The sequence below is a fragment of the Roseburia sp. AF25-13LB genome (assembly GCF_003478915.1).
Lineage (GTDB): Bacteria > Bacillota > Clostridia > Lachnospirales > Lachnospiraceae > Roseburia_C > Roseburia_C amylophila.
The window spans coordinates 335,898-351,290 of the sequence record NZ_QUFO01000003.1 but is presented as its reverse complement, the minus strand read 5'-3'; the positions used below and the strand labels follow the sequence as shown (position 1 = coordinate 351,290).

Below are 15,393 nucleotides of genomic sequence, written 5' to 3'. Positions count from 1 at the left end.
AAGAAGCAGAAAAATAAATTTTCTGCTTCTCTATGTTCTTGTCACTTTGTAATTTCTGCAATTATTCTGTTGCTGCCTCTGATGCTGTCTCTGTCTCACTTACAGATTCTGTTTCTGTATCTGTTTTCTTGATGGTATAGAGCTTATCAAAATTAACAGCTGCCCATACATCATCATTTACCGTCCATTCTTTTTCTTCCTTGTAGCTGTCGCATACTTCAGTATATTTATCGGACTGACGCTGGGAAACAATTGTTTCTTTCTCTTTGTCGGTTGCATCACGGTCAAATTCACTGTCTAAGCGGATAACATAATATCCTTTTCCATCTACGGAAATCATGGAAGAAACTTCTCCCTCTTTTAACGCATCTGCTGCTGTAATAATGGATGCATCCATACTTCCGGTTGCTGTTCCATCTTCACCGATTTCATCACTGCCGTATGAATAAGTGCTTACAGTATATCCGTTGTCTGTTGCTGCTGCATCAAAATCGGTTTTCGCTTCTTCTGCGATTTTCTCTGCAGTTTTTTCTAATTCTGCCTTCTCATCATCGGTATATTCCACATAATTCTTGCTGTCATCATAATGTGCCTCGGTAGAAACCTTGATATAACTGAAGGTTCTCTGTGCCGCTTCTTCATCAGAAACTTCGGTATCTACAGTTGCAATGATTGCATTATGCATCTTCTTCTGAATCAGGTTCAGTCGAAGCATTTCTGCTACATATTCTTTCTTGGCACCCATGGTCTTGATTGCTTCCTTGCTATTGTCATCCATGAACTGCCGTGCTGCAGTATCAATATCAGAAAGCTCCTCATCCGTTATTTCCACACCATAGTCTTTCATATGGTCTTCTAAGAGATAATTGGTCTGAATCTGTGTCAGGATTCCATCTTTTACATTATCCTGCATAGTCTTACCGTTTCCGGATAAATCCTGTGACCACATATTTTCCTTAGCATATCCCATGGTAATATAGCTGTCATAGGATACTGCTGTATACTGTGCCATAAAGTTGGCAAGTCCAAGTGAAATCTCTTTATCTCCTAATGTAGCAACAACTGCATCTTCATCGATTCTGCTGCCACATCCTGTCATAGCTACGGAAGCTGCAGTAACAACCGCCAATGCAAGTGCTGTGAATTTCTTAAATCTCATATCACGTTCCTCCAAAATATTTATCATCGTTCTATTATAGTGCTTTTTCGTACATGCCGCAAGATTTTTATGCAGTTAAGCATCCTTTTTTATGGTTTTTTCTACCAGAATCGTCTGCACATCCAACACAAACTGGCGGATATAGTCGATACTGCTGCCTGATGCTATCCGGCTGTTAGTTCCCCGGTTCAGCACAAAATACGGTCCTTTCTGATCCGGGATAAATTTCAACGCATGATCATATTTTGACAGAAGTTCCGGTATTTTTGCCGGATTCACCGCAGCTTTTTCATACATGACAAAACGCACCGTATTGCCACGCTCTACCACTTCCTTCATATACGCCTGATGCGCCAGCACTTTTATCAATGCAATGGAAAGAAGGTTTGTCACTGATTTTGGCGGGTCTCCAAAACGGTCTGTCAGCTCATCAAGCATCTCATCACTTTCCGAATCATTTTCAATGGCTGCAATTCGTTTGTAAATATCCAGTTTCTGTGTCTCGTTTGGAATATAGGATGGCGGGATAAATGCATCCATTTCCACATCTACTGTTGTATCGAAGCTTTCTTCCACTCCGATTCCCTTCTCCTGTTTGACAGCCTCATTGAGCATCTTGCAGTAAAGGTCATAACCGACTGCCTCCATGTGTCCGCTCTGCTGGGCACCCAGCAGGTTTCCGGCTCCACGGATTTCCAAATCCCGCATGGCAATCTTAAAGCCGCTTCCTAAGTCTGTATATTCCTTGATTGCAGCCAGACGTTTCTCTGCGATTTCTTTTAACATTTTATCCCGGCGGTACATTAAGAACGCATATGCCGTCCGGTTGGAACGTCCTACTCTTCCGCGAAGCTGATAGAGCTGTGACAGTCCCATATTATCCGCATCATGAATAATCATGGTATTTACATTGGAAATATCAAGCCCCGTCTCGATAATCGTTGTGGATACCAGCACATCAATCTCTCCGTTGATAAACTGATACATAATATCCTCAAGTTCCCGTTCCTTCATCTGTCCGTGGGCAAATGCCACATTGGCATCCGGCACCAGTTCTGAAATTTTCGCTGCCATTTCTGCAATCTGGTTTACCCGGTTAAATACATAATAAACCTGTCCGTCTCTTGCTAATTCCCGGCAGATTGCCTCCCGCACCATTTCTTCATTATATTCCATGACATAAGTCTGGATTGCCACACGATCCATCGGCGGCTCCTCTAAAACACTCATATCACGGATTCCGATAAGGCTCATATGCAATGTCCTTGGAATTGGTGTTGCCGTTAAAGTCAGCACATCCACATCCTTTTTCATCTGCTTGATTTTCTCTTTATGAGCCACACCAAAACGCTGCTCCTCATCGATAATGAGAAGTCCCAAATCCTTAAATTTCACATCCTCAGAAAGCACTCTGTGGGTTCCGATAATAATATCCACCATGCCTTTTTTCAAATCTTCGATGGTTTTCTTCTGCTCTTTTGGGCTGCGGAAACGGCAAAGCAAATCTACTCTTACCGGGAAATCTTTCATCCGCTGGGCAAAGGTATTATAGTGCTGCTGCGCCAGGATTGTGGTCGGTACTAAATAAACTACCTGTTTTCCCTCCTGCACCGCCTTAAAGGCAGCACGGATTGCCACCTCCGTCTTGCCATATCCTACGTCTCCGCAAATCAGACGATCCATAATCTTGGTGCTTTCCATGTCCTTCTTGGTTGCTTCAATGGCAAGCTCCTGATCTTCTGTCTCCTCAAATGGAAACATCTCTTCAAATTCCTTCTGCCATACAGTATCCGGACCATAGACATAGCCTTCTTTGTTCTGCCGGATAGCATAGAGTTCCACCAGTTCGTGGGCAATTTCTTTTACCGCACCACGCACTCTGGTTTTTGTCTTATCCCAGTCTGGGCTGCCCAGCCGGTTTAACTTCGGTTTCTTGGCATCGGAACCGGCATATTTCTGAATCAGTTCCAGCTGGGTTGCAAGAATATAAAGATTGCCTCCCTTGGCATATTCAATCTTAATATAATCCTTGACTTTTTTATCGACTTCGATTTTCTCGATTCCACGATAAATGCCAAGGCCGTGATTTTCATGTACCACATAATCACCTACATGAAGGTCACGGAAGCTCTGTATCTTTTCTCCCTCATACAGGCGGTGTTTCTTCCGTTTCTTCTTTTCCTGCCCGAATATATCACTTTCTGTGATAACCGCAAATTTAATCATCGGGTATTCGTATCCACGTTTTACTTTTCCATAGGCAGTTAAGATTTCTCCCGGCTGCAATTCCCGTTCAAAATCTTTGGCATAATAACAGCTTACCTCTTCTTCCTGTAAATCCTTCGCCAGATGCTCTGCCCTTGTCTTAGATGCGGATAATACAACGACCCGGTATCCGTTTTTCTTATAATTCTTTAAATCCTTCACCAGCGTTGCAAAGCTGTTATTATAGGAATTCACACCCTGCACCTGAATATGGTAACGGTTCGTAATGTCTAACTCCCGCACCTTCATATCCAGTGCTGCCAGTGCAAGTCCGTGGAAACTCTGCATCTTCGCAGTAATTTCCTTTCCGGTAAAGAGCGTTTCTGCCTGTCCCGGCAGGATATAACCCTTCTCCAAGCGCTGCTTCATGCTCTCTTCAAATTCCTGCTCTGTCACTCTGCCCTTTTCCATCAGCCGGGCAGGTTCATCCAGGACTAAAAGAGTCTCGTCTTTGCCAAAATAATCCAAAAGGCTTACCGCCTCCGGGAAGAAATATGCAAGGCTGCTGTCCAAATTAGCTGCACCACCTAATTCTTCTATCTCTTCTTCCAAAGCAGCCGCCGTCTGTTTGATGCGATGGCCTTCTTCATTTTTCATCTGGTCGCGGAACTTCTTTTCTGCTTTTACCGCTTCCTGTCGAATTTTCTTCAAGCCCGCCTGCTTCCGTTCTTCCGTCAGCACCAGTTCCGTTGCAGGATACAACGTAATTTCTTCCAAATTCTCTATGGAACGCTGGCTCTCAGCCTCAAAGCTTCGCAGGGAATCAATGGTATCTCCCCACATTTCAATACGCAGCGGATTTTCTTCCGTCAGAGGATATATATCAAGGATTCCTCCACGCACCGCAAATTCTCCCGGCATTTCCACCTGATAATTGCGCACATACCCCATCTGCAAAAGCCGCTTTGTCTCTGCCTCAAAGTCTAATTCGTCTTCCACCTTATAAGTACGCACCGCTTCTTTAAAGGCTTCCAGTCCTGCCATCCGGTTCATCAGTCCGTCAAAAGTCAATACCACTGTAACCGGCTTCTTTTCGGATAAACGTTTTAACAGGGCAATCCGCTCTCCGGTAAGCTGATTACTTCTGATATCCGACTGATAAAATAAAATATCCTTCGCTGGGAAATAGAGAGTCTCCCTGTCGAAAAAACGATAATCTTCTAAGATTTCCCTTGCTTTTTGTTCGTTAAAAGTAACGATGATTTTATTTCTAAAACCATCGTTCGCCGCAAATACCATATGTGCCTTCTGCGCATCCATGCATCCGGATATCTGAACGATACCCGGACTGCTCTTTAGCTGCTTTAAGGCATTTTGCAATTCTTCCAGTTCCGAAAGGGGCTGCAAAAATACATTCATAATGTTCTTCCTTTAATTATAGTCATTCATTGCCTGTTCGATTTTTCCATCGACAATCAGTTCTACCGCAGATACCGCATCTAAAAATGCTTCCTCTGCCAGTTTCCGGTCTGCCTTATCCATATGGCCAAGGACATGGTCTGCCAAATCCCAGCCCTGTGGTTTCTCACCGACACCTACCTTGATCCTAGCAAACTGCTCTGTTCCCACCTGCGCAATGATATTTTTAATTCCATTGTGTCCGCCGGCACTGCCTTTTTTACGAATCCGTATTCTTCCCGGTGCCAGGCTGATATCATCAAAAATCACTAACAATTCACTGGCCGGATCCACTTTATAGAAATTTACTGCTTCAGCGATGCTTTCTCCGCTTAAGTTCATAAAAGTCTGTGGCTTCACCAGAACAACTTTTTCACTTCCGATCATTCCTTTGCCGCAGATTGCTTTATACTTTTTTTCGTCCATCCTTATATTATATTTTTCTGCCAGTACATCCATGACATCAAAGCCAACATTATGTCTGGTATGTTCATATTTCTTTCCAGGATTTCCAAGTCCCGCTATAATGTACATTCTTTCGTCCTTCTTCTGATGATTTCTGCAGCTGATTCTAACTGCTTCTGGTCATTTACTCCATTGATGTCTTCCGGGCTTTCCAGTGCAAATGCATCTACACGAAGTCCTTTATCCTTTAATATCGTAAGCGTATCCGGCAGATAATATTCACCCTGTGCATTATTCGGCTGAATCTTATCCAATGCCTGTGATAATTCCCAGGTATTAAACACATACATTCCGGAATTAATCTCATGGGATTTCAACTCTTCTTCGTTTGCATCCTTATGTTCTACGCTCTTTATAAATTCTCCGGATTCATTGCGGATAATTCTTCCGTATCCGGTCGGGTCATCTATCGTTGCTGACAATACGGTTACTGCATTTTTATGCTGGATATGATACTCCAAAAGCTGCTTTAAGGTTACAGATGTAATCAGTGGCGCATCTCCAAAAAGAATCAGTGTATGTCCATCTTTTCCCAGAAAATCCTTGGCACATTTTACCGCATGACCAGTTCCAAGCTGCTGCTCCTGCAGTACAAATGTTACATCATCTTTATGTGAAATGGTATTCTCTACCTCTTCATGCTTATAGCCTACCACCAGACAGATATCCTCCGCTCCTGCTCCTTCTGCCGCTTCAATTACATAATCTACCAGACACTTTCCGTCTATTGTATGCACTACTTTCGGAAGGTCTGACTGCATTCTGGTTCCCTTTCCAGCTGCCAATATTACCGCTTTTAATGCTTCCATATTTTTATCCTCTTTATTCCTCTCCGGCTTTCTGCCGAAAATACTGTTACATTTTAGTATACTTCTTTCTCAGAAATTTGTCATCCTTTTTTCCACAATATGAAATAGATGACAATGTAAATATGCCGTGGGGCAAATGGAAAAGCGAAAAAGACTATAAGGAGCACTAAGAATTTTGAAAAAATTTTTATCAGTTCTGACAACCGGCGCAAATCAACATCCATGTTGCTTGCGCCTCGCCGGCACTTCCCTGTGCCGGCGTTGTCTGTTTTCGCCCGAAATTCCAAGTGCTCCTAACAGTCTTTTTCATGCTTTCTCATTTGCCCCACGGCATATTTATACTTCATTCTATCAATTGTTCAAAAAAAGAAGTGTGAAAAACAGGCTACCACATTTCTGTGACAGCCTGCTCGTCTTCCTTATTCTATGTACGTGTTACGCCTCCTCAGCTGCGATTTCACTTTCGTACTTTTCTAAAATAATCTGCTGTATCTTATTTCTGGTATCTGAGTTAATTGGATGTGCAATGTCTCTGTATTCCCCATCAGCAGCCTTGCGGCTTGGCATTGCAATGAATAGCCCCTTCTCTCCGTCAATCACCTTGATATCATGTACAACAAATTCTTCATCTATGGTAATAGATACCACAGCTTTCATTTTACCTTCTTTTTCAACTTTACGTATTCTTACATCTGTAATCTGCATTATGTTACCCCCTTCACGCCTTTCTCTTAAGTCTTCTGCCTACAGTGCATATCTGTCATTGCGCTCAAGTACAACCTTTACTCCGTCGTCACCGCAATAATACGTGTTGGCTTTCAGCGTTCCACGGCTTTCCACGATACAGTTTTCAATATGCGTATTATCTCCAATGTATACGTCATTGAGAATAATGGAATTCTTGATTACACAATTCTTTCCTACAAACACATTTTTAAACAATACAGAATTTTCTATTTTACTGTTGATGATACATCCACTGGAAATCAGGCTATTCTTCACATCAGAACCTGCATTGTATTTTGCTGGTGGATAATCATCTACTTTCGAATAGATATGCGGTGTCTCACGGAAGAAGTAATTTCTCACATCCGGTTTCAGGAAATCCATATTTGTATTGTAATATGAATCTACTGTTGCAATATTGCTCCAGTAATCTTCCATTTTATATCCATAAATTCGTTTCATATTCTTATAACGAATCAGAATATCTGTAACGAAATCCCATCTGTCTTCCTGACCGCTCCGCTCTAACATTTCAATCAGCTGTCTTCTGCGGATGATATAAATACCGGTAGAAATTGTATTAGAGCTGGATACCATAGGTTTCTCTTCAAACTCTGTGATTCTGGATTCTTCATTCATGCGGATTACACCAAAGCGGCTGATATCTGCGCCTTCCGGCATATCCTTGCACACAACAGTTATATCAGCTTTCTTCTCAATATGGTAATCCAATACCTTATTGTAATCCAGCTTGTATACACAATCACCACCTGTAATAATTACATATGGCTCATGACGTTTTTTCAAGAAATCAATGTTCTGGTACATTGCATCTGCAGTTCCTCTGTACCACCAGCTGTTGTCAGCGGTTACAGTAGGAGTGAAGGTATAAAGACCTCCCTGTTTTCTCCCGAAATCCCACCATTTGGATGAGCTTAAATGTTCATTTAAAGAACGTGCATTATACTGAGTCAGCACTGCAACGGTCTGAACATGTGAGTTGCTCATATTACTCAATGCAAAATCAATGCATCGGTAACTTCCACCGATTGGCATTGCTGCAATTGCACGCTTGCTGGAAAGTTCCTGCATACGATGATTGTTTCCACCTGCTAAAATTAATCCTAATGCCTTCATATTCTGTCACCTTCCTTAATAATAGCTCCACCGCCTGCTAACATTCCATCTGGATAATCTGACGGTTCCGTCACTCCGGAAATCGCTGTATTTTTTCCAATTGAAACTCCGTCTGGTATTACAGAATCTTCTCCGATAGTAACCAGATCAGATGCATATACTTTTTCATTCAATGTGCTTGGTGCATACTCTCCTACGCCTAAGTGGCAGTTTGCTCCAACAATGGTCTTATCTGCAATAATGGATTTCTCCACCACAGTATTCTCTCCAATCACACATTCTTTCATGATAATGGAATTGTGTACCACCGCACCCTTTTCAATCCGGACTCCTGCACCAATTACAGAATTCTGCACTTCTCCATAAATTTCAGCACCTTCTCCGATAATGCTGGTATCAACCTTGGACTCTGCTGCAAGATACTGCGGAGCTACATTATCGCTCTTGGTATAAATCTTCCAGTATTCTTCATAAAGGTTAAATTCCGGAATCAGATCAATCAATTCCATATTTGCTTCCCAATAGGAGGAAAGTGTTCCAACATCCTTCCAGTAACCATTGAATTCATAAGCAAATAAACGCTTTCCATTCTCATGGCAGTATGGAATAATATGCTTTCCGAAGTCACAATTACTCTGATCCTTCATAGCAATTAAACTGTCACGCAATACTTTCCAGTTGAATATGTATATTCCCATGGATGCGAGGTTACTTCTCGGATGTTCCGGTTTTTCCTCGAACTCTTTAATTTTTTTATTTTCGTCTGTTATAACTACACCAAAACGGCTTGCTTCTTCTATTGGAACAGGCATTGCTGCAATTGTTACGTCTGCATTATTTTCCTTATGGAAATCAAGCATTACTTCATAATCCATCTTATAAATATGGTCGCCTGATAAAATCAGCACATAATCCGGATTATAAGTCTCCATATATTTCAGGTTCTGGTAAATCGCATTTGCTGTACCAGTATACCATTCACTGTTATCACTTCTCTCATATGGTGGAAGAACCGTTACTCCTCCGTTATTACGGTCTAAGTCCCACGGAATTCCAATTCCAATATGTCTGTTTAATCTCAATGGCTGATACTGTGTCAGCACTCCGACGGTATCAATACCTGAGTTGATGCAGTTGCTCAATGGGAAGTCGATAATACGATACTTTCCTCCAAATGCGACTGCAGGCTTCGCTACACCGGAAGTTAATACTCCAAGACGGCTTCCTTGTCCGCCCGCCAAAAGCATGGCTATCATTTCTTTCTTAATCACGTCATTCACCTCTCGTCATAAAATCAGGTCATTTTGGTATAACAAAAGTATAACACACTGCCCATATGTTGTACAGCATTTTGTATAATTATTTTATCTTTTTTCGCAAATTTTAGTCATTTTAGACAATTTTCAAACATTTCTTGTCATTTTTACAAAATCACCTCCATTATTTTGCATTCTTTTTTCCTGACAGACAAAATAGATTTGCAAATTCCCTGCATATGGTTATAATATTAGGAAGAAATCTTTTCTCAAGAAACGAAATTATAAGTCAGGCAGGTAAAGAATTATGTATTCATTAAATTTTGAAGAACCTATTCATGTACATTTTATCGGTATTGGCGGTATCAGTATGAGTGGTCTTGCAGAAATCTTGCTGGAAGAAGGTTTTACCATTTCCGGTTCTGATGCAAAGCAGTCTGCGCTTACCGACAGCCTTGCAAAAAAAGGCGCAGCCATTTACATTGGCCAGAAAGCATCTAACTTATCCATCCGTCCTGCACTGGTTGTCTATACTGCTGCCATCCGCGAGGACAATGAGGAATTTAAAGCAGCCGTAGATGCCGGTATTCCAATGCTTTCCCGTGCAGAACTGCTTGGACAGATTATGGATAACTATGAGAAATCCATTGCAGTTGCCGGTACCCATGGAAAAACCACTACCACATCCATGATTTCACAGATTCTTCTTGTTGCAAAGGCTGACCCTACAATCAGTGTTGGTGGTATCTTAGAAGCAATCGGTGGAAATATCCGCGTAGGTGGTTCAGAAGTATTCATTACCGAGGCCTGCGAATATACCAACAGTTTCCTGCATTTTCATCCGAAATACAGTATCATCACCAGTGTGGAAGCTGAGCATCTCGACTTCTTCAAAGATATCGATGATATCCGCCGTTCTTTCCATGAATTTGCCGGAAATACTGCACATGATGGTGTATTAATCATCAACGGCCAGATTGCAGCTTTAGATCAGATTACCAACAATTTGTCCTGTAGCGTCACTACTTATGGTTTATGCGAAAACGATGACTTTTATGCTAAAAATATTACTTATAATGACCATGCCTGCGGCACATATACTCTGATGCACAAAACCGAAGACTTAGGAACCGTTTCCTTAAGTGTTCCAGGCAAGCATAATGTCTCCAATTCACTGGCTGCCATTGCGCTTTGCTTAAATCTCGGTCTTCCTTTGGATGTTATCAAAAAGGGACTGCTTCAGTTTGGCGGCACCAAACGTCGTTTTGAATACAAAGGAACAAAGAACGGTATCACCGTTATCGATGATTATGCCCATCATCCGACTGAAGTAGCTGCTACATTAACCGCAGCCCGGAATTATCCACACGGACGGATTATCTGCGTTTTCCAGCCACACACTTATTCCAGAACCAAGGCATTCTTAAGTGATTTTGCCCGGGTACTTTCCATGGCAGATATTGTAGTCCTTGCAGACATCTATGCAGCCAGAGAGAAAAATACGATCGGAATTTCTTCCAAAGACCTTTTGGCAGAGCTTCAGAAAAACGGTCAGGAAAGTTATTACTTCCCGTCTTTTGATGAGATTGAAAAATTTTTATCGGAAAAATGCATAAACAATGATTTGTTGATAACTATGGGGGCCGGAGACGTGTATCTTATAGGAGAACACCTGCTTCAGCAGTAGTTATCCACATTATCCACATCGTAATTCACATTTTTGTGAATTATGGATGTGGATTTTTTTGTTTACATAATGTATTTTTGAAAATCGCCATTCTATCTGCATTAACCGCCAAACTGCTCCCATTTCAGTTACCATAATGCACTTTCAAAAGAAAGTTATCCACATTATTCACAATTCTGTGCAAATGTGGAAACCCTTGATTTTACTGGATTTTTGGTTAAAATAAGACTTCTCAATTTTAGATTCATATGCTATAATGTGGTCGGTGAAAGAGGGAGTTCTTATGACAGACATAACATTACATACGAAAAGCAAATCCACGGTTACCTGCGTATCCAATACCTTTATTGATGAGTATATGGCAGATGCCAATGGAGAATTTGTAAAAATTTATTTATATTTACTCCGCTGCATCAACGCAGCTGAGAATTTTTCCATTTCTAAGATGGCTGATAAATTTGACCATACAGAAAAGGATATTAAACGTGCCTTAAAATACTGGGAGAAGAAACACTTACTCCAGTTAGAATATAATTCCGGCGAACAGCTTACCGGCATCTGCCTGTGTGAGCCTGTTTCTGCGGTTACGCAGGATTCTGAACATGTGGAAAATCCTACGGAGGCATCTTCTGTAGATATCCGTCCATCCTATACGAAAGACCAGATTCTGTCTTTCCAGAATGATGAGGCTTCCAGCGATTTATTATTCATTATTGAACGCTATATCGGACATCCTTTGTCCATCAAAGATTATGAAACCATTCTTTACTGGTCAGATGAATTGAAATTCTCCACAGACCTGATTGAATATCTGGTAGAATCCTGTGTGGACAACGGTCATAAGAGCATCCGCTATATGGACAAGATTGCCCTTTCCTGGTCTGCTTCTTCTATCCGTACTGCGGAGGATGCCAGACGTTCTTCCAGTGCCTATAAGCAGACACATTATGGTGTCATGAAGGCATTTGGAATCAGCGGCAGAAAACTGGCTGAATACGAACTTGAACTGGTAGATAAATGGACCAGCCAGTTTGGATTTACACTGGATATCATTTCCGAGGCATGCAAACGGACACTGCAGGCGACAAATCAGCCAAGCTTCCAGTATGCCGATACCATCTTAGAGAACTGGCATAAATGCAATATCCACCATTTAGAGGATATTGCTATATTAGACACTGCTTACAAAAAAAGCAAGGCATCTTCTTCCCGCAATGTCACCGTAAACAAGACTGCCGCCAACCGGTTTAACAATTTTTCACAGCGTACCTATAATTTTGAACAGCTTGAAAAACAGCTCTTAAATAATTAAGACACTTTTTTCAGGAATACTAAAGGAGCATTTCATGTCTCTTAATAATTCACAATACGATACTTTAATCCGGCAATATAATGCCAGACAGTTTCACAATCAGCATCTTCTGGATGAACGCATTCAGGAAGTCTACGGAAAATGTCCGCGCCTTACAGAAATAGACAACGAGATTTCTTCCATCTCAGTAGCAAGTGCAAAACAGCTTTTATCTGATGATGGAGCAGAAGATTCCTCTGTTCTCTCTTCATTAAAAGAACAGCTTGCTGCTCTTCGCAGGGAGAAACAGAATCTGATTGCTTCTCTGGGTTATCCGGCTGATTATCTGGAACCGGTTTACACCTGTAAGGACTGTAAGGATACCGGTTATATTGGGAATGAACGCTGTCATTGTTTTGTACAGGCTGCCATTGATTTAGTCTATACGCAGTCTAATGTAAAAGATATTTTAGCCAAAGAGAATTTTTCGAATTTCTCTTATGCATACTATTCCAAAGAGCAGATAAATCCCACAACCGGATTATCTGCTTATGATACTGCAAAAAAAGCTGTTGCAGACTGTAAGTCCTTTATTGAGCATTTCGATACCTCTTTTGAAAATCTCTTTTTCTATGGAGCAACCGGTGTCGGTAAGACTTTTCTTTCAAACTGCGTTGCCAAAGAGCTTTTAGATAAAGGACATTCCGTTATTTATTTTACAGCCTTCCAATTATTTGATATATTTGAAAAGGACACTTTCCAGAAGGACGCTGCAGCTTCTGCTGCCGGACAGAATATCTTCGACTGTGATCTTTTAATCATTGATGACCTTGGAACCGAGCTTGCCAACTCCTTTACGGCATCCCGGCTTTTCCTGTGTCTGAACGAACGTATGCTGCGTCAGAAATCAACATTGATTTCTACGAATTTAAGTATCGACCAGCTTGCTGATGTATATTCCGAGCGTATCTGCTCCCGCATCTTCAGCAGCTATACGATGATTAAGCTTTTTGGGGACGATATCCGTCTTAAGAAAAAGCTGCATTAATTACGCATTCAATTAGATGCTATATCTATTGAACTATATAAGATAAATTATTTCTATGGAGGAACCTATTCATGTCAAACAGTGAAAGAAACTTAGAAACCCTTCCTACTGGTTCTCTTGGAATTATTCCATTACAGAGCTGCCAGGAATTAGGAGAAAAAGTTGACAAATACCTTGTCAAATGGAGAGACGAAAGACAGCATCAGCACCAGAATGATGCAGCTTTTATGGGCTACAAACGTGATTCTTATATCATTGAAGCAGTTACCCCTCGTTTTGGTTCAGGCGAGGCAAAGGGAATGATCAAAGAAACGGTTCGTGGTTATGACCTTTATCTTATGGTTGATGTCACCAACTACAGCCTTACTTATTCTCTGTGCGGTCAGACAAACCATATGTCCCCAGACGATCATTATCAGGATTTAAAGAGAATTATTGCTGCAATTGGCGGCAAGGCAAGAAGAATTACTGTTATCATCCCATTCCTTTATGAAAGCCGCCAGCATAGAAGAAGCACCAGGGAATCTTTAGACTGTGCACTGGCTTTACAGGAACTGGTTGCCATGGGCGTTGACAACATTATTACATTTGATGCACATGACCCTCGTGTCCAGAATGCAATTCCTTTAAAGGGTGGTTTTGAAACTGTTCAGCCTGCATACCAGTTTATCAAAGGTATCTGCAAAAACGTTCCTGACTTACAGATTGATTCTGACCACATGATGATTATCAGCCCGGATGAGGGTGGTACCGGACGTGCAATTTATCTTTCCAGTGTACTTGGTCTGGATATGGGTATGTTCTACAAACGTCGTGATTACAGCAGAATTGTTGACGGACGTAACCCTATTGTCGCACATGAATTTTTAGGTTCTTCCGTAGAAGGAAAAGATGTTCTGATTATCGATGATATGATTTCTTCCGGAGAAAGCATGATTGACGTTGCAACCGAACTAAAGAAGAGAAAAGCAAACAGAATCTTTGTCGTTGCAACCTTCGGACTTTTCACCAATGGTCTGGAAAAATTCGATAAAGCTGTAGAAGATGGAACTATCTACCGTGTAGTTACCACCAACCTGACTTATCAGACTCCGGAGCTTTTAAGCCGTCCATATTATATCAACTGTGACATGAGCAAATATATTGCTTATATTATTGATACATTGAATCATGATGCTTCTATCAGCGAGCTCTTAGATCCAAACGAGCGTATCCAGAAGCTTATAAAGAAATATAAAGCTAATCAGAAAAAGAAATAAATAACAACAGCAAAAATGGCTTCGGAATTCCGAAGCCATTTTAATATCATGGGCAAAATAAAACTAGAATAAGTTAACCTTGCCTGCATATGTATCGTTTATAACATAGTATGCTGCATATTCTTCCGGTTTTAAATAAACCTTTAAAGACTTGATGCTGGATGCTCTGTGTCCGTCTGCTGTGAAAGCTTCTTTTGCTCTCTCAATCACGTTTGCAACAACATCTTCATTACCATCAAACTGAACAAATACTTCCGGTACAAGTTCTTTCTTCTCTACCTTAGTAGTTTTCTTAGCCGCTGCTTTCTTGGTTGCTTTCTTTGCGGTAGTCTTTGCTGCTGCTTTTACAGTTGTCTCTGCTTTCTTTGCTGTCTCCTCTGCCTTCTTAACTGTCTCTTCCGCTTTCTTTACTACGGTTTCTGCTTTCTTCGCTACAACTTCTTTTGCTTCTGCCTTAACCTCTTCTGCCTTAACTACTGCCTTTGTCTCTGTAGCTTTTACTGCTGCCTTTACTTCGGCTGCTTTTTCAACTGGTCTCTTCTGCATTATAATTCCCTCCCTGAAAATTAATCACACACTAAAAACTTCTCCATTGCTAATAGGGCTTCTTCTTCATCATTTCCCTCTGCAACAATGTTAACCGTCATTCCTTTGGACGGATTAAATGCCATAATTCCCATGATGCTCTTGGCATTAATTTTACGGTTATCACTTTCCAGAGTAATATTGCTGTCAAACTGGCAGGCAACCTGAACCAACTCTGCAATTGGATTATCGTGTTTTTTTGAAACGTTTGAAACTGTAACTTCTTTTCTACTCATGTTATCTTCCTCGCTTCTAAGTAGTACAATTAGTACAAAAGTTAATATATCCTACACGAACAGATTTTGCAA

The 15,393-nt window shown here is 41.1% G+C and carries 13 protein-coding genes; 4 read left to right on the top strand and 9 right to left on the bottom strand.

What is annotated here, in order from left to right:
- Positions 1 to 61: 61 nt before the first annotated feature.
- The 7 genes from DWY37_RS06895 to DWY37_RS06865 all read right to left on the bottom strand — a co-directional run bounded on the left by DWY37_RS06895 (position 62) and on the right by DWY37_RS06865 (position 9,230).
- Positions 62 to 1,159 (bottom strand): peptidyl-prolyl cis-trans isomerase, encoded by a 1,098-nt coding sequence (locus tag DWY37_RS06895; protein ID WP_158552099.1) that lies wholly within the window; start codon positions 1,157 to 1,159, stop codon positions 62 to 64.
- Positions 1,160 to 1,234: 75 nt separating this feature from the next.
- On the bottom strand, positions 1,235 to 4,783 hold the full coding sequence (gene mfd / locus DWY37_RS06890) for a transcription-repair coupling factor (RefSeq protein WP_118541922.1): 3,549 nt from the start codon (positions 4,781 to 4,783) through the stop codon (positions 1,235 to 1,237).
- Between the two features lie 12 nt (positions 4,784 to 4,795).
- Positions 4,796 to 5,356, bottom strand: coding sequence for an aminoacyl-tRNA hydrolase (gene pth / locus DWY37_RS06885; protein ID WP_117698657.1), 561 nt, complete (start codon positions 5,354 to 5,356; stop codon positions 4,796 to 4,798).
- Positions 5,344 to 6,096: a sugar phosphate nucleotidyltransferase gene (locus tag DWY37_RS06880; protein ID WP_118541924.1), complete on the bottom strand. Its 753-nt coding sequence runs from the start codon at positions 6,094 to 6,096 to the stop codon at positions 5,344 to 5,346. Before DWY37_RS06880 ends, pth begins: the two co-directional genes overlap by 13 nt.
- A gap of 435 nt (positions 6,097 to 6,531) precedes the next feature.
- Positions 6,532 to 6,801 (bottom strand): septation regulator SpoVG, encoded by a 270-nt coding sequence (gene spoVG, locus DWY37_RS06875; RefSeq protein WP_117698655.1) that lies wholly within the window; start codon positions 6,799 to 6,801, stop codon positions 6,532 to 6,534.
- A gap of 39 nt (positions 6,802 to 6,840) precedes the next feature.
- Positions 6,841 to 7,959, bottom strand: coding sequence for a glucose-1-phosphate adenylyltransferase subunit GlgD (gene glgD / locus DWY37_RS06870; RefSeq protein WP_117698654.1), 1,119 nt, complete (start codon positions 7,957 to 7,959; stop codon positions 6,841 to 6,843).
- On the bottom strand, positions 7,956 to 9,230 hold the full coding sequence (locus DWY37_RS06865; protein ID WP_022243626.1) for a glucose-1-phosphate adenylyltransferase: 1,275 nt from the start codon (positions 9,228 to 9,230) through the stop codon (positions 7,956 to 7,958). The genes glgD and DWY37_RS06865 overlap by 4 nt, the downstream gene beginning before the upstream one ends.
- 292 nt (positions 9,231 to 9,522) lie before the next feature.
- Between DWY37_RS06865 and murC the strand changes: the two genes are divergently transcribed.
- From murC to DWY37_RS06845, 4 genes are all read left to right on the top strand, one after another.
- Complete coding sequence (gene murC / locus DWY37_RS06860; RefSeq protein WP_117841362.1) at positions 9,523 to 10,902, top strand: UDP-N-acetylmuramate--L-alanine ligase; 1,380 nt, start codon at positions 9,523 to 9,525, stop codon at positions 10,900 to 10,902.
- A gap of 283 nt (positions 10,903 to 11,185) precedes the next feature.
- The gene (locus tag DWY37_RS06855) at positions 11,186 to 12,214 is read left to right on the top strand and encodes a DnaD domain protein (protein ID WP_118541926.1); all 1,029 of its coding nucleotides are present in this window, start codon (positions 11,186 to 11,188) and stop codon (positions 12,212 to 12,214) included.
- A gap of 34 nt (positions 12,215 to 12,248) precedes the next feature.
- The gene (locus DWY37_RS06850; protein ID WP_117841363.1) at positions 12,249 to 13,241 is read left to right on the top strand and encodes an ATP-binding protein; all 993 of its coding nucleotides are present in this window, start codon (positions 12,249 to 12,251) and stop codon (positions 13,239 to 13,241) included.
- A 71-nt stretch (positions 13,242 to 13,312) separates the two neighbouring features.
- The gene (locus tag DWY37_RS06845; RefSeq protein WP_022243630.1) at positions 13,313 to 14,500 is read left to right on the top strand and encodes a ribose-phosphate pyrophosphokinase; all 1,188 of its coding nucleotides are present in this window, start codon (positions 13,313 to 13,315) and stop codon (positions 14,498 to 14,500) included.
- Between the two features lie 63 nt (positions 14,501 to 14,563).
- On the opposite strand, the gene DWY37_RS06840 is transcribed toward DWY37_RS06845, so the two are convergent.
- Entirely contained in the window at positions 14,564 to 15,046 is a 483-nt protein-coding gene (locus DWY37_RS06840; RefSeq protein WP_117698652.1) for a DUF6465 family protein, read from the bottom strand.
- 20 nt (positions 15,047 to 15,066) lie between these two features.
- Entirely contained in the window at positions 15,067 to 15,321 is a 255-nt protein-coding gene (locus tag DWY37_RS06835; RefSeq protein ID WP_117698651.1) for an HPr family phosphocarrier protein, read from the bottom strand.
- Between the last annotated feature and the right edge of the window lie 72 nt (positions 15,322 to 15,393).